Origin of the sequence: Flavobacterium limnosediminis JC2902 (assembly GCF_000498535.1) — a bacterium.
GTDB classification, from domain to species: Bacteria; Bacteroidota; Bacteroidia; order Flavobacteriales; family Flavobacteriaceae; genus Flavobacterium; species Flavobacterium limnosediminis.
Genome location: NZ_AVGG01000001.1, coordinates 457,816 through 477,031 on the forward strand (window position 1 = coordinate 457,816; position 19,216 = coordinate 477,031).

A 19,216-nucleotide genomic window follows, 5' to 3' on the forward strand; every position below is an offset into this window, starting at 1 on the left:
AGCCACTGAAGCCAATAAAAATTCAGAAATTAATCAAAAAAAGCATTTATACAGAACACCGTTATATTCATTTAATAATCTAAAAATTACAAAGTTATCCGAACCACATTCCGTTTTCACCCATAAAGTCTTTTAAATTGTCGCGGCTGATAAATTTTTCGTTCACTGTTGATAACATCTTATTTGAAACTTAAAAAAAAGCACTATTTTTACCCAAAATAGATAGTTATGAGTTCAGAAAGAGAAGCCAAATTAAAAGCCCTTCAATTAACATTAGACAAACTGGATAAAACCTATGGAAAAGGTACCGTAATGAAATTGGGCGACACTGCCGTGGAAGAGGTGGAAGCAATTCCGTCCGGTTCTTTAGGTATTGATCTTGCCCTTGGAGTAAACGGTTACCCACGCGGAAGAATCGTAGAGATTTACGGTCCGGAGTCTTCGGGTAAAACCACGTTAACCTTACACGCCATTGCTGAAGCTCAGAAAGCAGGAGGAATTGCTGCCTTTATCGATGCGGAACATGCATTCGACCGTTTTTACGCTCAGAAATTAGGAGTTGATATCGACAACCTTATCATTTCACAACCGGACAACGGGGAACAGGCATTGGAAATTGCCGAAAACCTGATCCGTTCCGGCGCTATCGATTTAGTGGTAATTGACTCGGTGGCCGCGTTAACACCTAAAAGCGAAATCGAAGGCGAAATGGGTGATTCCAAAATGGGATTGCACGCGCGTTTGATGTCTCAGGCGTTACGAAAATTAACGGGTACCATCAACAAAACGAACTGTACCGTTTTCTTCATCAACCAGTTGCGTGAAAAAATCGGCGTGATGTTCGGAAATCCGGAAACAACTACAGGGGGTAATGCCTTGAAGTTTTATGCTTCGGTGCGAATCGACATCCGTAAATCGACCCAAATTAAAGACGGGGAAAATGTGCTGGGGAATCGCACCAAAGTGAAAATCGTAAAAAACAAAGTGGCACCACCGTTCCGTACTGCAGAATTCGACATCATGTATGGCGAAGGAATTTCGAAAACCGGTGAAGTTTTAGACTTGGCCGTTGAATTTGAAATCATCAAGAAAAGCGGTTCGTGGTTCAGCTATGGCGACACCAAATTAGGTCAGGGCCGTGATGCCGTGAAAGCTTTAATAAAAGACAATCCGGAACTGATGGACGAATTGGAACAAAAAATCAAAACCCTGATTAAAGATAATGCCAACTAAACAAAAAAATCCCGAAAATTTTCGGGATTTTTATTTTTTTAACGCAACCTTTTGAAAACTAATCCATCTTACTATCATAATAAGCTGTTGAATGAGAAAGATTTTTCTGTTAATACTGATTCCTTTTCTATACCTGTCCTGCACTAAAGAGCCGGAAACGGAAGATGTGGCGTTTGAATTATTGCCTGTAAACGAGGTGGAATTACCCGTAAGTTTTAATGTTAACAAGGAAAATATTATCAGAATAAAATTCGTACGCCCGACGGAATGCCATGCGTTTAACAAATTTTACTTTGAGAAAGACGGTTCTTCTCGAACCATTGCAGTTGAATCAACAGTTTTTAAATACGATAACGGAGGTTGCGCCGTTTTACAAAACAATAACGTGGCAACCCAAAATTTAAAATTTAATCCGGATCAAACCGGTGAGTATACGTTAAAATTCTGGAACGGAAAAGATAGTAATGGAGTCGATTTGTTTTTGACCTATACCATTCTGGTCGAATAAAAAAAGTAATTGTCTTGGGGTTAGAACAAATCATACACAATTGTCAAAGAAATGATACAGCCGCTCAGGAGCAGCTGTACAGACTTCTTGCCTCAAAATTATTCGGTGTCAGTTTAAAATATTCCAGAAATTATACCGAAGCCGAAGACAACCTGCAGGATGGTTTTATCCTGATTTTTGAAAAAATAAACAAGTACGAATTCAAAGGTTCTTTTGAAGGGTGGGCAAAAAGGGTACTGATAAATAATATTTTGCAGAAATACCGCACGGAGGGTGTTTTTGAGATAATACATGAAAACATTCCCGATTCGCCCGATGTGGAATTAGAAGAAGATTCCGTTTCAATGGATTTTCTGGTTTCCATAATCCAGCAACTGCCCGACCGGTACCGTCTGGTTTTCAATCTTTATGTGGTGGACGATTATTCACATAAGGAAATAGCAGAAATGCTGAAGATAACCGTCGGAACATCCAAATCAAATCTGGCCAGAGCCCGTATGATTTTAAAAGAAAAAATTGAATCGCAACACGCAAATAAAATATTCTCATCTGTTAAATGAGCGAACTAAATAACATAGACCGTCTTTTTAAGGAAAAATTCAAGGACTTTGAAGTGACCCCTTCCGATAAGGTGTGGGAGAACATTCAGTCTAAAATGAACCCGCAGGAAAAAGAAACCAAACTTCTTCCCCTATGGTTGCGACTGTGCAGTTTCATTGCGGTTTTTCTAATCGGATTTTCGGTTGCAACAACCTTTATCGCTGGGCCTTTCGGACTGACAAACCCTTTTGACAGAAATACAGACAACAAACAATCTCTGGGAGAGAAACCCAACTCTTCCGGACACCGGAATGAAAACAGTATTGTTACCCCGGGTTCTTTTGAGAAAGACGGAACAAAACAAGACAATAACGGTGTTGCGCAGATTGATGAAACCGAACCGAAATCAGTTTCAGAAAAAAACAATATCGCACTCAATAAAAACAATAAGAATGTTGCTTCCGCGGAACATCATTCAGCTAACCGAATAAACAAAGCAAAGCATACTGCTTCAGAAACCAACGGCAACACCCTGCAAAATGGCTTGGCGACCGTTTCACAAACAGCCGGAAAAAACAAAGTTGCCAATGCTTCAATATCGGTTAAGTCATCCGAATCGGACATCATTGCCCAAAGCGAGAAAAACGGACAAACTGCAAAAACAGCCATCACACAGAAAAGCGCTTCAGAATCAGATGAGATAAATACACTGTTCAGCGGAATTTCTGAAACGGACGAAATTACAGACGAAAACACTTATGACATCAACCACGACCCTTATGTGAATTCGTCAAAAGTAGCGTATGAAGTAGGCAATAAATATATTCCGAACAAAGCGGTGGAGACCCGTAAAACAGCTGTAACCAAACCCGTTTTGGAAACAAAAGAAACAACCTCTCTGTCTGTTGCTGACAACAAGCCAAAATCAAACTACAGTATGTCAAATTTCAACGCTAAAGAAATCACCCCTATGATTACGGATTCTTCAGCGGCTAAACAAATAAGGATTGCAGAAGGAACCGAGGCCAAAAAAGAAACCGACAAGAGGGATTCGGAAGACACGAAAGAGAAAAACTCAAAGTGGATTGCCAGTACAAATATTGCCCCTATTTACATGAATCTGAACGGTTCCGGTTCGGCTCTGGATTCCAAATTTGACAATAGCTCCAAAAGCTACCAGACCAGCATGAGTTACGGTGTCGGATTAAAATATGAATGGGATAAAAAATGGTCGGTAAGAACCGGATTAAACGCACTTAATTTCGAATACAGCACCAATAATATTTCTTATTACTATTCCTCAAATGGTGCTGGTTTGCAATATGTGAATGAAAACGGAAGAGGAACAGGTGTTGTGATTGATAATCCAAATTCGTCAACGAAAAACATTGCCTACGACGAAAACGGCATCGTAACCGAACAGTTCTCCGGAAACCTAAGCCACAAGATAAATTATGTGGAAATCCCACTTGAGGTTACCTATAAAATTCTGGACAGAAAATTTGGTATTGAGGCAATTGGAGGAATCAGTTCATTATTGCTGAACTACAACAAAGTCTCATTGGTTACACACGATTCAAGTCTTGCGATCGGCGAGGCGAACAATCTGAACAAACTGCATTTCAGCACCAATATCGGATTGGGAATGCGCTACAGTTTCATGAAAAACCTTCATGCGAATGTAGAGCCCATGTTAAAATATCAAATCAATACATACAATGATAATGCCGGAAATTTCAAACCCTATTTCGTGGGCATTTACAGCGGAATAAGTTATAGTTTTTAAGTTAGTTAGTAAGTTTTTTAGTTAGTTAGTAAGTTTTTTAGTTAATTAAGTTTTAGTTAAGTTAAGTTTTAGTTAAGTCAGTTGCTTCCTGTGGTGGGAAGCGGCGTAAAAAGCACTCTTCTGGGTTAGAGTGCTTTTTTATTTCTATTATTTTGTGTTTTCGAATTTCAAAAGTTGATCTAAAATCACATTATGAACCTTATCTTTCAGTTCCTTCTTATTTTCAAGTGTTTTCCCCATCGTTTCAAACGGCTTGTGTATTTTCACCCTCATTCTACCGGGACTACCACTAAAGAACGTAAACGAAAAACGCTCTTTCACATCTCCGAAGGTCATCGGTAAAATGGGCAACTGATGCTCAATGGCAATGCGGAAAGCGCCATCCTTAAACTCATCCAACATCACACTCTCGTCTTCCGGGACACCGCCTTCGGGAAAAATACAAATACTCAAACCCTGATTAATTCTTTTTTGCGCCCTTTCAAAAACCGCAAAACGACTTTTGGAACTGTTCCGGTCTACCATTATACAGGTGCGTTTGTAGAAAAATCCGAAAATAGGAAGTTTAGCCAATTCTTTCTTGCCCACAAAAACAAACGGGTGTTTCTTCACCAAAAGTAACATCAGCATGATATCCATCATGGAAGTGTGATTCGCTACCAGCATATAACTTTTCCCGTCCTCCAATTCGTATTCCTGTTCCACCTTATAATAAAACCCCATACCGTAAAGGATAATTCGTGCCCAAAGCCGGGCTAATACAAAAAATTGCGGGTATGTTTTTTCGGAGAGAATGGACAAAACCAAAAAAGGAAACATCACAAGGATTGGTACGACAACCAATATGTAAAACCAGATGCGCCACAGCGTCCAGAAAAGAATCTTTAAAATTTTCATATATGTGAAATTTATCTGTCAGAGGTCATATATGGTATCGCCTTTATTTATTGGTGTTTGCTTTCGCAAACCTGTTGTTAGTGGCGATTTCATAGCACCAAATGTAACAATTCAGGCCAAACATTTTAGTAAAACGTTTACCTTTGCGTAAATTTTTTTACAAATGGCAAAAATATTAACCGGAGTTCAAAGTACAGGAACGCCACACTTAGGAAATCTTTTGGGTGCTATTTTACCCGCCATCGAAATGGCGAACCAACCCGAAAATGAACCGTTTCTTTTTATCGCCGATTTACATTCGGTAACACAGATCAAAGACGGAAAAACGTTACGCGAAAACACCTACAGTACGGCGGCAGCCTGGCTTGCCTGTGGTTTGGATATCAATAAAGTCGTATTTTATCGTCAGAGTGATGTGCCGCAGACTGCAGAACTGTCCTGGTATTTAAGTTGCTTTTTCCCGTTCCAGCGATTAACCTTAGCTCATTCTTTTAAGGATAAGGCCGACCGTTTGGAAGATGTTAACGCCGGATTGTTCACCTATCCGATGTTAATGGCAGCCGATATTTTATTGTATGATGCCGAATTTGTGCCGGTAGGAAAAGACCAGTTGCAACACGTGGAAATTACCCGTGACGTGGCTTCGCGTTTTAATTTCCAGATGGGCGAAACGTTTGTATTGCCAGAAGCGAAGACCGACGAAAACACAATGATTATTCCGGGTACAGACGGAGAAAAAATGAGTAAATCCCGAAATAATTTCATCAATATTTTTCTTGACGATAAAGCGCTGCGCAAACAGGTCATGAATATTCAAACCGACAGCACGCCGCTGGAAGCTCCGAAAAATCCGGATACCTGTAACGCCTTTGCCATATACACTTTACTGGCTTCCGCAGAACAGATTGAAAAAATGAGAGCCAATTATTTGGGTGGAAATTACGGTTACGGACATGCCAAACAAGAATTGTTCGAACTGATTGTTTCAAAATTCGAAAACGAAAGAACAAAATACAACCATTACATCAATAACCTTGAAGAAGTAGACCGCCTGCTAAAAATTGGTGCCGAAAAAGCACATAAAGTAGCCGATGCCGTTCTGGCAAGGGTTAGAGAAAAATTAGGATTTGAATAATTAGGAAGACGTCAAAATCTCCAATTGTGACTACTCTGATACATTTTAAACTACCGCAGATTCACAGATTTCCGTTAATAATCTGAGAATCTGCGGTTATTTATTTTATCCTCTTTTCAAATAGCCTCAAACAATTTTCCCGGCAAAGGCCGAATGACACCTTTGAGTTCCATGTTTAATAAAAGGGAAGAAATTTTAAAAATCGGCAACGCGCATTCCAGTGCGATACTATCCAGCAATTCCTTGCCGTTTTTCTGAAGAAAATCATACACCTTTTGCTCTTCCGGTTCTAACCAAACGAATAACTGCTTCTGAACAGGTTTGACACCTTTTTTCTCAATTTCCCAATTAAGTATGTACACGATATCCGCGGCGGAAGTCAGCAGATGCGCTCGTTGCGTCTTGATCAGGTTGTTGCAGCCCTGACTGTACTTGTCACTGCTTCTTCCCGGCACGGCAAAGACATCGCGGTTGTAATCGTTGGCAAGATTTGCGGTGATCAGGGAACCTCCTTTTTCGGCACTCTCAACCACCACAGTAGCTTCAGTCATTCCGGCCACGATGCGGTTACGCTTGATGAAATTCTCGCGCTCCGGACTGGAACCACTCCAGAATTCAGTCAGAAAACCGCCGTTTTGCTCCATTTTTCCAATGTATTTCTTATGCATTTTGGGATAAATCTGATTGAGGCCATGGGCCAATACGCCTATGGTCTGCAAACCGCAATCAATGGCGGCCTGATGCGCGACGATATCCACACCGTAAGCAAAACCGCTCACGATTACCGGATGTAACGGCGCTAAATCTTCTATTAATTTTCGGGTGAAATCGGCACCGTAACTGGTGACCTGTCGGGTTCCGACAATGGCGATGAGTTTTCTGTTCTGCAAATCGATGTTCCCGGACTGAAACAATACTGTGGGACTGTCGATGCAATGTTTAAGTCTTTCGGGATAAAGTGCTTCCTGATAAAAAGTGAAATCAATATTTTCTTTTTCAATGAAGTTCAGCTCGGCTTTGGCCTCATCGAAAACGGAAGTCTGCTGAAGGTTTTTATAAAGCACCTCCCCCACACCGTCGATGGCAAAGAGCTGGGATTTTTTGGCGGTAAAAACTTTTTCGGCGGAACCGCAATGGCTGATGAGTTTTTTGGCGACGATGTCACCTACCCCTTCCACTTTTAACAAGGCAAGCGTGTAATATAAATCGGATGTTGTCATGGCGTATAATAAAGCTCAAAGAAAATCATTTTTCTTTGAATATGAAATAAAAAGATTACAAAAATTAATTTCGTTTCTTTCCTAGCCCCGGTTGGAGTGGCATCTTTTATACCTGACAGGTTTTCGAAACCTGTCAGGTATAAAAATATAACGGAAAACGGGAAAATGGACCACAAGAAAGCCCAAGCCATTCGCTCCCAATTGTTTACAACAAAAACCATAATTGTTAATAACATTTGTTGATAATTTTTGGTTATGGCTGTTGATTAATTAAATTTGTAAATATGAAGATTGAAAACTACATCTCGGCTTTACTCTATCGTTACCAGTGCGTTATCGTACCTGGTTTTGGTGCATTTCTTACGGAAATCCGCTCGGCTCAGCTCGACGGAAACACCAACACGTTTTATCCGCCCAAAAAGGTGGTTTCGTATAACCCGCATTTGAAAAACAATGACGGCTTGTTGGCGAACCATGTGGCCTTACAGGAAAAGATTACCTATGATGCGGCGGTAATTGCGCTTCAGAATGAGGTGGCACTTTGGAAAGAACAATTGCAGCGAAGAGAAACCCTGGCACTTAAAAACATCGGTGCCATTTCGGTGAATGCCGAACTGAATTGGGTTTTTGAACCGATTACTTCCGTAAATTATCTTGCGGATGCATTCGGATTGAGCACCGTTGTTTCCCCATCGGTACAACGCGAAGTGTTAAAAGCTCAGGTGGAAGCATTGGAAGAAAAAGCACCAATCGTTTTCACACCGGAAAGAAAGAAAAATTACTCCTTCCTTAAATATGCCGCTGCCATAGTAATGACGCTTGGCGCGGGAGGAGCCGCTTATAAATACCAATACGAACAACAGTTTGCCAACGACAGCCTGATGGTGGAAAAAGCCGTTCAGGAGAAAGTTCAGAACAAAATTCAGGAAGCGACTTTCTTTATCGAAAATCCATTGCCGGCCGTTACATTGAACGTATCCGGGAATGCAATAAAACCGTATCACATTGTAGCGGGTTCGTTCCGCAATGAGACCAACGCCAATAAAATATTTGACGAACTGAAGGCTTTGGGCTTTGAACCGATCCGTCTTGAACAGAATCAGTTTGGACTGTTTCCGGTTTTATACGGCAGTTTTGCAAGTTATACGGAAGCGCAAACCAAAATGAAAGAAATTCATAAATCACACAGCAAAGAAGCCTGGTTACTGATTAAAGAGCTATAAAATTATTAAATCCTCAATTTTTGAGGATTTTTTTATGTTTTTATTGCTAACTTTGTAAAAACACACACGCTATGCAAGAGAAAAAACCATCCGACTCCCTGACCATCTTAACCGACCTGGTTTTGCCTGGGGAAACCAATCCTTTAAACAATCTTTTTGGAGGCGAATTGTTAGCACGTATTGACCGTGCTGCGAGCATCACCGCCCGAAGACATTCTCGGAGAATTTGTGTGACCGCTTCGGTAAACCATGTGGCGTTTAACAGAGCCATTCCGTTGGGTGCCGTGGTTACGATTGAAGCAAGGGTTTCCAGAACCTTTACCAGTTCGATGGAAATTGTAAGCGATGTATGGACCGAAGACCGTGAAACCGGAATAAAAAACAGTGTCGGTCAGGCCATTTACACCTTTGTAGCCGTAGACGATACCGGAAGCCCGGTACCTGTGCCTCAGGTAGTGCCGGAAACCGAAGAAGACAAAAAACGTTTTGAAGCGGCTTTACGAAGAAAACAATTGAGTTTGATTCTGGCCGGTAAAATGAAAGCGGCGGATGCTACGGAATTGAAGGCGTTGTTTTTAGGGGAATAATGTAGATTGCAGATTACAGATTGCAGAATTAAGATTATAGATTTAAAAAAGGCTGTCAAAAAATTGACAGCCTTTTTTATTCTTACATATTACTAATCCAACTCTGCGGATTAAGCGTCGTCGTATTTTGCAACACCAGGAATTTCATCACTGATTTTCCGGAGGAGTTGGTATGAATTCTACCGATACTCTGCTTTGCTGAAACCTTATCACCTTTCCCAACTGCCACGCTCGACAAGTTAAGATATACCGTGATATAATCTCCGTGTTGGATGTAGACCGCTTTATTATTAGCATTAATCACCTGTACCTGCAAAACCTCACCGGCGAAAACGGCACGGGCATTGGAACCGCTTTCCGTGGTAATTTCCACCCCACTGTTATGAACCGTTAAATCCGGATAGGATGGGTGTGGCTGGTCACCGTAACCCAACGATACGAATCCTTTTTGTACCGGCCATGGCAATCTTCCGCGACTGGCTTTGAAATTGTCGGCCAATTCTTTTCCTTCCGTTGTTAAAACAAATTTTGAAGGATCGGCTGCTCCGGATGAAGGTTTGTTGACAATCGTTTTTCCGGAAGCGGCGGCTTTTTTATTGGCTGCGGCAATCGCCTCACGAATCATTTTCTGGATTTGTTTGTCGATCTTTCTTGTCTCTGCCTGCATTTTCTTGATTTCGGCAGCGTATTTTTTCTTGTCTTTCTGAACGATTTTGGCTAAGCGTTGCTGTTCGGCCTTGTCTTTTTCATACTCCCTTTTCTCTTGCTCGCTTTCCTTAAGTACTTTTTCTTTTTCTTTCTTCTTCACTTCAAGTACCGTGGTTGCCTGGGAGAGTTGATTGGTTTTTACTTTGATTTCATCCCCCTGCATTTTCCGGAAACTGGCATACTGTTTCATGTATTGCATGCGCTTGTAGGCCTGAAGGAAATTCTGCGAAGAAAGGATGAACATGTAACGGCTCTGTTCGGAACGACTCTTATAGGATTTCACAATCATATTGGAATAATCCGTTTTCAGGTCTTTCAGTTCGCGGTTCAGTTTATTGATTTCCAATTGTTTCAGATAAATATCATCCGAAAGCAAACGCTTCTGCTTTGAAGTGGTGTTGATCAGTTTTTGGCTCAACTGAATTTTTTTATTCTGTTGTGCTATCTGTCCCAAAATATTTTTTTCTTTTTTCTTTTCTTCCTGAAGACGAAGTTGCACCTCCTGAATTTCTTTCTGAAGTTGGGCTTTTCGTTCTTCCAGTTGGCGTTGTTTCTCGTCGTTGGGTTGTGCCCAGGCAACGGTGGCTAAACAAAAGAAAAATATAGTGAGCAGTACTTTATGCATTGTAAATAATTTTGGCAAATTTAATCAATAAAAATTTGTTCGTAGCCATTCGGCACATCATAAGAAAAAGATAATTCTTCATCAAAAGCAACCGAATTGTAACCTATTTCTATGGAAACTTTCTCCTTTTGCATTGCCTGTATGAAAATATCAAAAGGCATGATCCCTTTGGAGGATTCCTTGTGTGAAAGATAATTGATTTCCACCGAACGGCCTTCCTGTTCTTGCGTAAGAATTTCCTTTTTCAGCAGAAAATTGGCTCCTTCAAACAAAAACTCCTTTTCGGTGGCACCGTTGTTTTTACTTTTCAGCTTATGCATGTTGTTTTCTACCGATTCTTCATATTTCCCTTTCGTCAGATCATCCAAAGCGAGTCCGAGGAATAAATTCTGTACTTTCTGAAAATCCAAATCGGTCCCCAACCATTTGCTTAAAAGCGAGTAATCCCCCTCGAAATATTTGCCGTTCATTTTTTCGTAATAGCTTACTTTCTCGGGAGTAATCATCGCCTTGGCCATCGTAATCCCAAAAAAACGAACGATCACCAATATTTTTTCATCTTTTTTGATGCGGATTTCTGCGGTAACATTTTGTGCTTGCTTATCGTCTTCGTAACGGGCATTGGCTTTAATATTTACCGTCTCAAAATTTTTCCTGTTGGCGTAATGCCCGGAAATCACTTTGGACACAGCCACATTTTCAGAGGCGCCGCTCTCGGCAACCAACTGCTTTGGTTTACAGCAAACTATAAGAAGAAGTCCGAAGACTGCGAGCCATTTCTTCATTATTTTTTTTGTTTTAACAATTGTTCCGCCCTGTTGAAATAGGTGTATTTTTTTGTCTGATCTCCCAGTCCGTTGTAGGCTTCTCCCAATTGAATATTGAAATTAATTTCCAGATCAATATCACCTACTACAAAATCCATTCCTGTATTTAAAAAAGTAATGGCTTTTTTATAATTTTTCAGTTGATTTTGTGCCAACCCGGCGTAATAATACAATCGGGCCTGAGTGGGATACATCTCCAAATACTCTTCTGAGCGTTTGGACACTTTATCAAACCGGTTACTTTCGGTATAAGCTTGTAGCAATAATTCTATAACGAGTATATCGTCTTTTTGTTTCAGCAGGCTCTTCTCAAAATAATAAATCGCTTTGTCAGCTTTCTTCTTGTTGAAAAAAAAGATGCCGACCTCTTTGGCAACGTTGACCGTTGTTTCGTCTCCGAAAGTATCCACGGCCTTTTCCAATTCTTTATCAAACGTATTGGTATTGTTGACAAAAATCAGGAATTCGTTTAAAACCCGGTGCTTGATTTTCTGTTCGATTTTGGAACTGTTCAGGATAGCATACATTGCCTGTGAAGCTTTTTCCCCGTTTCCGTTATTCAGATGAAGTTTGAACAGACTTACCTGCGCCCAATCGGAATTCGGAATGTTCTGTTCCAGTTTCCTGGCCACTTCCATTGCTTTTTCCTCCTGATTGCTTTCGGTATACAAGTAAATCAGCTGAATGTAGTTTTCCTCCACCTGCGGATACTTGCGTATGGCTTCTTCCAAATGTTCCTTCTGCGGTTTTTTGAACTGACTTTCGCTCAGAATCTGAAGCTTGTAGGTTTCCATCATTTGGGAAATATTCGAAGTGCGCTCCATTTCTTCAATAAGGGCAAGGGCTTTTTCGAACTGACGGGTGTACATGTACAGCGAAACCAAATCGTCCTGGAAATCCTTATCAAACTCAATTAATTTCTGAACCACAACGATCGATTGTGCATAGTCCTTCGTTTCATAAAAAACATCATACAATCCGTTCCAGTACCAGCGTTCTTTCGGATTCAGATCGACCGCTTTCTGAAAAGCCCGTTGTGCTTCCGGATACTTTTTCAGTGCCAGGTAATTTTTTCCCAGCTCGTGATGCAACACCGGATTATTGGGTTCTTTGGCGAGACATTGTTCAATTTCAACTATCGCTTTATCATAATTTTCTATGCCTTTCTGCTTTAACGCTTCGAAAAAATGCTCTTCAAAATCGTTCTTAGCCAAAGCAATCGAATCCGGTTCGGTTTGGGCAAAAGCCAGTCCCGAAAACAATATGGTTCCCAAAACAGTTACTTCTTTTATCCAAACTCTTACCTTCATAAACTATTCTAAAACGGAATAATCTCCGATACTTACACTTTTGAAATTACCGTCAAACTTGGCGTGATTTCCTATCATGGCGTTATCCAGACTTGCGTCTTTGATATGTGCATGCGTCTGTACCAGACTATGTTTTATTTTCGTATTAATCACATGCGTTGCATTTCCCAATGACACATAGGGTCCGACAGTCGAATTGATCAGAACCACATCTTCCCCGATAAAACACGGCGGAATAATGGTGGAATTGTCGATGCATACCGTATCCGAAACCAGATTGGAACCGTCATTATGAAGAAAACGCAGCATCCTGGAATTCGTATCCACCGTTACGTCTTTGTTTCCGCAATCCATCCATTCGTCTACCTTACCCGGTACAAATTTCAGGCCTTTCTGTTTCATGTTCTCCAATGCGTCGGTCAATTGGTATTCGCCTCCTTTAACAACATTATTATCCAATAAATATTGTAATTCAGCACGTAAAGTTTCGCCGCTTTTGAAATAATAGATACCGATGATGGCCAAATCCGACACAAAATCTTTCGGTTTTTCTACGAAATCGACTATCACGTTGTTTTCATTCAATTGAACCACACCAAACGCACTTGGATCCTCTACCTGTTTTACCCAAATTACGCTGTCGGCCGAAGTATCCAACGTAAAATCGGCACGGAAAAGCGTATCGGCATAAGCCACCACTATCGGTCCGCTCATACTTTCTTTGGCACACATAATGGCATGGGCTGTCCCTAAGGCTTCATTCTGATAATAAATTGTTCCTTTCGAACCTAATTTTTCAGCAATCGCAATCAAATCCTTTTCCACTTGCTTTCCAAAACTTTCGTGGATGATGAAGGCGATTTCTTCAATTTTCTGATGAATCACTCCGGCTATGTCTTCCACCAAACGGTGAACGATTGGTTTTCCGGCAATGGGAATTAATGGTTTTGGTATAGTTAATGTATGTGGTCTAAGACGGGAACCACGTCCCGCCATTGGTACTATTATTTTCATTTTTATTTCAATTTAACCGCAAAGTGCGCAAAGGTTTTTTCCCAGGTGCGCAAAGTGATATTTTATATTATTTTTCTCAGATATTCTAACTGTGCCAACTGAACACTGAAATCTGCCGACTTACTTCACTCCTGTGCTCCCGAATCCGCCTTCGCCACGGGAAGTTTCGGTAAGTTCAACGGTTTCCAGCCATTCGGCGCGTTCGTGTTTAGCGATGATTAGTTGAGCAATTCTTTCACCGTTTTCGATTACAAAAGGCTCGTTGGATAAATTTACCAATATAACTCCGATTTCACCACGGTAGTCCGCATCAACCGTTCCGGGGGAATTCAGTACTGTGATTCCTTTTTTGAAAGCCAATCCGCTTCTCGGACGCACTTGGGCTTCATATCCAATAGGCAATTCTATGAAAAGTCCGGTCTTCACTAAGGCTCTTTCCAAAGGATTTAGTGTGATCGGATCAGTTAGGTTGGCTCTCAAATCCATCCCTGCCGAAGCGTTTGTTTCGTAATTAGGTAACGGATGTTGTGATTTATTGATGATTTTAATGGTCATTCTTTGGATAATTTAAATAATGAAAGTCTAAAAGTAAAAAAATTAAGCCACTTTACGTCGGATTACGCGCAGTAAAGTTTCTTTTTCGTTGTGATAAATGAAATACGTAAAAACCAAGATGGCAACGATTCCGAAAATATAGCTTTCGCGGAAAATCGGAACATAAAACGAAAGTCCGGCCAAAAGTGTTGAGATGCCTAAATACCCGAAGATGCGTTTTTTATCATACGGAATCGGATAGTGCTTATTTCCCAGATAATATGAAATGGCCATCATAGAGCCGTAGGCTGCCAAAGTGGCTATGGCCGAACCCATATAACTGAATTTCGGTATCAGCAAAAAGTTTAAAACCAGGGTAACTACGGCCCCTAAAACAGAAATATAAGCACCGACTTTTGTCTTGTCAATCAACTTATACCAAACCGAAAGATTGGTGTAAATTCCGAGAAAGAAGTTCGCCAGGATAATCAAAGGAACCACTTTCATGGCTTCCCAGTAATCCGAATTTCCGATTAAAATTACTTTCAACACATCGGCAAACACGACCACGCACAATAAAATCAGGGAACCGAAAATCACAAAGTATTTAGTAACGGTCGCGTAGGTTTGCGGAGCATTCTCATTTCCGGCATGACTGAAGAAAAAAGGCTCAATCCCCAAAGTATAGGCAGTTCGGAACAGGACCATGAACAATCCCAATTTATAACAGGCTGAATAAGCTCCGACTTCGGATAAAGCTATATTTTCGGGCAATAATTTTTCCAATAAAATTTTATCGAAATGCTCGTTAATTCCAAAAGCCAAACCTGCAAATAAAATGGGCCAGCCGTACTTCATCATGTTTTTCCAAAGCGGAATGTTGAATTGCCATTTCAGGAAAATATAATCCGGAAGAAAAACCAGTAATGTCGCCAAACTCGCTATCAAATTGGCCACAAATATATAACCTACCTGAAAATCATGAATGTAAATGCTGCTCCAGAAGGAATCCGGATTTGAATCTGACAAATTGGGCAAAACCAATAAGAAAAAAACATTGAGTCCCAGGTTTACAACCACATTCCCAATTTTAATCACTGCGTATTTCATTGGTCGTTGCGTGGCGCGTAATTTTGAGAACGGTATGATTGCCAACGCATCAAAAACCAAAATCCAGATGGCATACGTTACATACTGAATTTCCACACCTGCCCAATCTGCCAATGTATTCCGAAACAATAAGGCGATGGACAGAAATGATATTGAAGTCCAAAAAATAGAAATCGTTGTGGTTTCAATGACGCTTTTTTTATTTTCTTCTTTATTGTAGAAACGGAAAAAAGCAGTTTCCATCCCATAGGAAAGTATCACGTTGAAAAACACCATCCATGATAAAACTATGGTAACTTCGCCGTACGCGCTGGTGGGCATCAAATCCGTGTATAAACGAACAAGCAGGAAGCTCAACATCCGCGGAAGCACTGTGGCGATTCCGTAAATGAAGGTTTGCTTGAAAAGATTTTTGTATAAACTCAAGGTATTTTGTTTTGACAGATGATGCGCAAAAGTAATTATAATCTTTCTTTGTTCATAGAAGGATAGGCAAGCATTTCTTTTTCTTTAACATTTTCCAGTGCGTGAACCGCCGATTGGCCTTTTACCGTAAAATACAGTTTGGCGGCATTGCTTTCCGGTAGAACCTCGTTGTTTTCTTCCTCATCACTACTAGATTTTCCTCCTTTTATTGTGATGATAGTTGCCATATAGTGCAGACCATCCTGTGTGGTAAAGACGGCTTCTTTACCTTTAAAAATGACTTTGTTTAATGCGGTTCCCACTTGAAGCGGAGTTTTAAAATTCACGCAAAAAGTAATACCGGCACCACCACCCCGAACTCCGGCCACCCACTTCTGGAAATAAATCTCATCGATGGATTCAGTTACTTTTTCCGGAACCTGTTTCTGTGACACACAGGAAACAAAGACCATAAAGGAAATCAGGAAAATAAAGTGTTTCATATTGGTGATTTAAGTCAGCCCCTCCTCATCCAAAATTTTCACAAAGTGAAAGCCTTTCGGTGCGTAGCCCTGATTGTAATAAAAACGATGCGCCTTGAAATTTGTTGTGAACGCGTCCAGAACAATGTTGGTACAACCCAATTGTAACGCCTTTTTTTCGACAAAATCCGTCAGCATTTTTCCGACACCTTGTGAACGATAGGCTTCGTGTACCACAAAATTATCGATCTCCAGATATTTTCCGCTCCACAATTTGATCGAAAACCAACAGCCTGTTATTCCGATGCATTCCCCGTTATGGAATACGGCAATCTGGGTATAGTTGCGCGGAATCATTTCCTTCAAAAAAGACTGGTATTTCTCCAAGGTCATCTTTGGATACAACTGTCGGATTAATTCCAATTGTTCCGTCATTTCATCCAATAAAGTGAGTTCTCTGATTTCCACTTCGAGTCGATTGAATTATCGTATAAATTTAAACAAAAAAAGAGCCAACAATTGTCGGCTCTTAAAATATATTTTGAAAATAATCTTAGTTATTCAACGCTTCCGCTCCACCAACGATTTCCAAGATCTCATTGGTAATAGCAGCCTGACGAGCCTTATTGTAAGTTAATTTCAATTGGTTTCTCAATTCGGTTGCGTTGTCCGTTGCTTTGTGCATTGCGGTCATACGTGCGCCGTGTTCTGCTGCGAAAGAATCTCTCACTGCTTTGTACAATTGTGTTTTTAACGACTTCGGTATTAAAGTCAATACAATTTCCTCTTTTGACGGTTCGAAAATATAATCGGAAGTACTAACCTCTTTGCTTTCTATTGGCGCCAGTGGTAAGAATTGCTCTGTAACTACAATTTGCGTAGCGGCATTTTTAAACTGGTTGTATACCAATTCGATTTTATCGTATTCTCCATCCACAAATAAATGTGTCAGGCTTTCTGCGATATGAGCTGCATTGTCAAATGTTAAGTCATCGAAGATGTCACTGCGGTTGGCTACCACGAAATTCGTTTTCACCAAAGCATCATGTGCTTTTTTACCGATAGCGAAAACACCTACTTCTTTACCAGCATAAGTAGTTTCGGAAAGATTTTTAACCTGTTTCAATATGTTAGCATTGAAAGCACCACACAAACCTCTGTTTGATGTCACCACAACCAACAATACTTTATTAACCTCTCTCTGCTCAGTGTATTGTCCGGCGAAATCACCTTCCAATGAAGCACTAAGATTCTGGATTAACTCGGTTAATTTTTCGGCATAAGGGCGCATCGCTGTAATTGCATCTTGTGCTTTTTTCAACTTTGCTGCAGATACCATTTTCATCGCCGATGTAATCTGCATCGTGGACGAAACGGAAGTGATCCTGTTACGTATTTCCTTTAAATTTGCCATTCTTCTTTTAGTAATTAGTAGTCAGTAATTAGTAGTCAGTATTTTGCTAACTACTAATCACCAATCACTTTTTATTAATATTTTGCAGAAATTTCTTTTGCAGCTTTCTCTAATACATCAGTGATGTTATCATCGAATTTACCTGCTTTTAATGCATCAAGAGTATCTCTGTGTTTCGCATTTAAGTATTCCAAGAAATCTTTTTCGAATTCTTTTACTTTGTTTACAGGTACGCTTCTTAATAAGTTTTTCGTTCCTGCGTAGATAATAGCAACCTGCTCTTCCACTGTAAACGGAGTATTTACCGCTTGTTTCAGGATTTCAACGTTACGTTTACCTTTTTCGATTACGTTTAAAGTAACCGCATCCAAATCCGATCCGAATTTAGCGAACGCTTCCAATTCACGGAATTGCGCTTGGTCTAATTTCAAAGTACCAGATACTTTTTTCATCGATTTGATCTGTGCATTACCTCCAACACGCGATACCGAAATACCTACGTTAATCGCCGGACGAACACCAGAGTTGAATAAATCACCATCCAAGAAAATCTGACCATCCGTAATCGAAATTACGTTTGTTGGGATATAAGCAGAAACGTCACCCGCTTGTGTTTCAATGATTGGCAACGCTGTTAACGATCCACCACCTTTAACGATTGGTTTTAACACTTCAGGTAAATCATTCATGTTTTTAGCAATGCTGTCATCAGCAATTACTTTACAAGCTCTTTCTAACAAACGAGAGTGCAAGTAGAAAACGTCTCCAGGATACGCCTCACGTCCCGGTGGTCTTCTTAACAACAAAGACACCTCACGGTAAGCTACCGCCTGTTTTGATAAATCATCATAGATAATTAAAGCAGGACGACCAGAATCCCTGAAGTACTCTCCGATAGCAGCACCTGCCATTGGAGCATATACCTGCATTGGAGCAGGGTCGGAAGCATTAGCTGCAACGATAACCGTATAAGCCATAGCTCCTTTTTCCTCTAATGTTTTTGCGATACCTGCTACTGTAGACGCTTTTTGTCCAATAGCAACATATATACAGAATACTGGTTTACCAGCATCATAGAATTCTTTTTGATTCAAAATGGTATCAATACATACTGTAGTTTTACCAGTTTGACGGTCACCAATTACCAACTCACGTTGTCCACGACCTACAGGAATCATCGCATCGATAGATTTGATACCTGTTTGTAATGGTTCAGTTACCGGTTGACGGAAGATAACTCCAGGAGCTTTTCTTTCCAATGGCATTTCATAAAGGTCACCACCGATTGGTCCTTTACCGTCGATAGGGAAACCTAAGGTATCCACAACACGACCTACCATTTGCTCACCAACTTTTAAAGAAGCGATACGCTGAGTTCTTTTCACAGTTGAACCTTCTCTGATTCCGGTTGATGGTCCTAATAATACCACCCCTACGTTGTCTTCCTCAAGATTCAATACAATAGCTTCCAACCCGTTTTCGAATTGTACTAACTCACCGTATTGTGCATTAGACAAACCGTAAACACGAGCGATACCGTCTCCTACCTGAAGAACTGTTCCCACTTCTTCTAAAGTAGCACCTGATTCAAAACCAGATAATTGTTTCTTTAATATTGCTGAAATTTCAGCAGCTTTAATTTCTGCCATTCTGTTTAT

General features: G+C 40.5%; 20 protein-coding genes. 7 read left to right on the plus strand and 13 right to left on the minus strand.

Annotated elements, in window-relative coordinates; genetic code table 11:
* Nucleotides 1–228 precede the first annotated feature (228 nt).
* The 4 genes from recA to FLJC2902T_RS02060 all read left to right on the plus strand — a co-directional run bounded on the left by recA (nt 229) and on the right by FLJC2902T_RS02060 (nt 4,067).
* The gene (gene recA / locus FLJC2902T_RS02045; protein ID WP_023578127.1) at nt 229–1,233 is read left to right on the plus strand and encodes a recombinase RecA; all 1,005 of its coding nucleotides are present in this window, start codon (nt 229–231) and stop codon (nt 1,231–1,233) included.
* A 91-nt stretch (nt 1,234–1,324) separates the two neighbouring features.
* Complete coding sequence (locus FLJC2902T_RS02050) at nt 1,325–1,741, plus strand: hypothetical protein (RefSeq protein ID WP_023578128.1); 417 nt, start codon at nt 1,325–1,327, stop codon at nt 1,739–1,741.
* A 14-nt stretch (nt 1,742–1,755) separates the two neighbouring features.
* Nucleotides 1,756–2,301: an RNA polymerase sigma factor gene (locus FLJC2902T_RS02055; protein WP_023578129.1), complete on the plus strand. Its 546-nt coding sequence runs from the start codon at nt 1,756–1,758 to the stop codon at nt 2,299–2,301.
* Entirely contained in the window at nt 2,298–4,067 is a 1,770-nt protein-coding gene (locus tag FLJC2902T_RS02060; protein WP_035676699.1) for an outer membrane beta-barrel protein, read from the plus strand. Before FLJC2902T_RS02055 ends, FLJC2902T_RS02060 begins: the two co-directional genes overlap by 4 nt.
* Before the next feature lie 147 nt (nt 4,068–4,214).
* On the opposite strand, the gene FLJC2902T_RS02065 is transcribed toward FLJC2902T_RS02060, so the two are convergent.
* Nucleotides 4,215–4,964 (minus strand): lysophospholipid acyltransferase family protein, encoded by a 750-nt coding sequence (locus FLJC2902T_RS02065; protein ID WP_023578130.1) that lies wholly within the window; start codon nt 4,962–4,964, stop codon nt 4,215–4,217.
* Nucleotides 4,965–5,127: 163 nt separating this feature from the next.
* On the opposite strand from FLJC2902T_RS02065, the gene trpS reads away from it, so the two are divergent.
* Entirely contained in the window at nt 5,128–6,099 is a 972-nt protein-coding gene (trpS, locus tag FLJC2902T_RS02070) for a tryptophan--tRNA ligase (RefSeq protein ID WP_023578132.1), read from the plus strand.
* Between the two features lie 116 nt (nt 6,100–6,215).
* Here the strand turns inward: trpS and dprA are convergent, their stop codons facing one another.
* Together dprA and FLJC2902T_RS02080 are read right to left on the minus strand one after the other, a co-directional pair.
* On the minus strand, nt 6,216–7,319 hold the full coding sequence (dprA, locus tag FLJC2902T_RS02075) for a DNA-processing protein DprA (RefSeq protein WP_023578133.1): 1,104 nt from the start codon (nt 7,317–7,319) through the stop codon (nt 6,216–6,218).
* Complete coding sequence (locus FLJC2902T_RS02080; RefSeq protein ID WP_035676702.1) at nt 7,316–7,555, minus strand: hypothetical protein; 240 nt, start codon at nt 7,553–7,555, stop codon at nt 7,316–7,318. The genes dprA and FLJC2902T_RS02080 overlap by 4 nt, the downstream gene beginning before the upstream one ends.
* A 48-nt stretch (nt 7,556–7,603) precedes the next feature.
* Here FLJC2902T_RS02080 and FLJC2902T_RS02085 point away from each other — a divergent pair, with 48 nt between their 5' ends.
* Complete coding sequence (locus FLJC2902T_RS02085) at nt 7,604–8,542, plus strand: HU domain-containing protein (protein WP_023578134.1); 939 nt, start codon at nt 7,604–7,606, stop codon at nt 8,540–8,542.
* Nucleotides 8,543–8,613: 71 nt separating this feature from the next.
* Nucleotides 8,614–9,129 carry an acyl-CoA thioesterase gene (locus tag FLJC2902T_RS02090; RefSeq protein ID WP_023578135.1) on the plus strand — a complete coding sequence of 172 codons (516 nt, stop codon included), beginning with the start codon at nt 8,614–8,616 and terminating at the stop codon, nt 9,127–9,129.
* Between the two features lie 82 nt (nt 9,130–9,211).
* On the opposite strand, the gene FLJC2902T_RS02095 is transcribed toward FLJC2902T_RS02090, so the two are convergent.
* The 10 genes from FLJC2902T_RS02095 to atpA form a co-directional block, all read right to left on the minus strand.
* Nucleotides 9,212–10,462 (minus strand): murein hydrolase activator EnvC family protein, encoded by a 1,251-nt coding sequence (locus FLJC2902T_RS02095; protein ID WP_023578136.1) that lies wholly within the window; start codon nt 10,460–10,462, stop codon nt 9,212–9,214.
* Nucleotides 10,463–10,482: 20 nt separating this feature from the next.
* Nucleotides 10,483–11,247 (minus strand): DUF4292 domain-containing protein, encoded by a 765-nt coding sequence (locus tag FLJC2902T_RS02100; RefSeq protein ID WP_035676705.1) that lies wholly within the window; start codon nt 11,245–11,247, stop codon nt 10,483–10,485.
* Entirely contained in the window at nt 11,247–12,599 is a 1,353-nt protein-coding gene (locus tag FLJC2902T_RS02105; RefSeq protein ID WP_023578137.1) for a tetratricopeptide repeat protein, read from the minus strand. Before FLJC2902T_RS02105 ends, FLJC2902T_RS02100 begins: the two co-directional genes overlap by 1 nt.
* 3 nt (nt 12,600–12,602) lie before the next feature.
* A complete protein-coding gene (locus FLJC2902T_RS02110) occupies nt 12,603–13,613 on the minus strand; it encodes a sugar phosphate nucleotidyltransferase (RefSeq protein ID WP_035676712.1) in 1,011 nt (336 codons plus the stop codon).
* A 120-nt stretch (nt 13,614–13,733) separates the two neighbouring features.
* Nucleotides 13,734–14,168, minus strand: a complete 435-nt coding sequence (dut, locus tag FLJC2902T_RS02115; RefSeq protein ID WP_023578139.1) for a dUTP diphosphatase — start codon at nt 14,166–14,168, stop codon at nt 13,734–13,736.
* Between the two features lie 42 nt (nt 14,169–14,210).
* Nucleotides 14,211–15,683, minus strand: coding sequence for a lipopolysaccharide biosynthesis protein (locus FLJC2902T_RS02120; protein WP_023578140.1), 1,473 nt, complete (start codon nt 15,681–15,683; stop codon nt 14,211–14,213).
* 35 nt (nt 15,684–15,718) lie between these two features.
* Nucleotides 15,719–16,165 carry a hypothetical protein gene (locus FLJC2902T_RS02125; protein ID WP_023578141.1) on the minus strand — a complete coding sequence of 149 codons (447 nt, stop codon included), beginning with the start codon at nt 16,163–16,165 and terminating at the stop codon, nt 15,719–15,721.
* A gap of 9 nt (nt 16,166–16,174) precedes the next feature.
* Complete coding sequence (locus tag FLJC2902T_RS02130; RefSeq protein ID WP_051364227.1) at nt 16,175–16,579, minus strand: GNAT family N-acetyltransferase; 405 nt, start codon at nt 16,577–16,579, stop codon at nt 16,175–16,177.
* A 118-nt stretch (nt 16,580–16,697) separates the two neighbouring features.
* The gene (gene atpG / locus FLJC2902T_RS02135; protein ID WP_023578143.1) at nt 16,698–17,558 is read right to left on the minus strand and encodes an ATP synthase F1 subunit gamma; all 861 of its coding nucleotides are present in this window, start codon (nt 17,556–17,558) and stop codon (nt 16,698–16,700) included.
* Between the two features lie 74 nt (nt 17,559–17,632).
* Nucleotides 17,633–19,207 (minus strand): F0F1 ATP synthase subunit alpha, encoded by a 1,575-nt coding sequence (gene atpA, locus FLJC2902T_RS02140; protein ID WP_023578144.1) that lies wholly within the window; start codon nt 19,205–19,207, stop codon nt 17,633–17,635.
* Nucleotides 19,208–19,216: the final 9 nt, after the last annotated feature.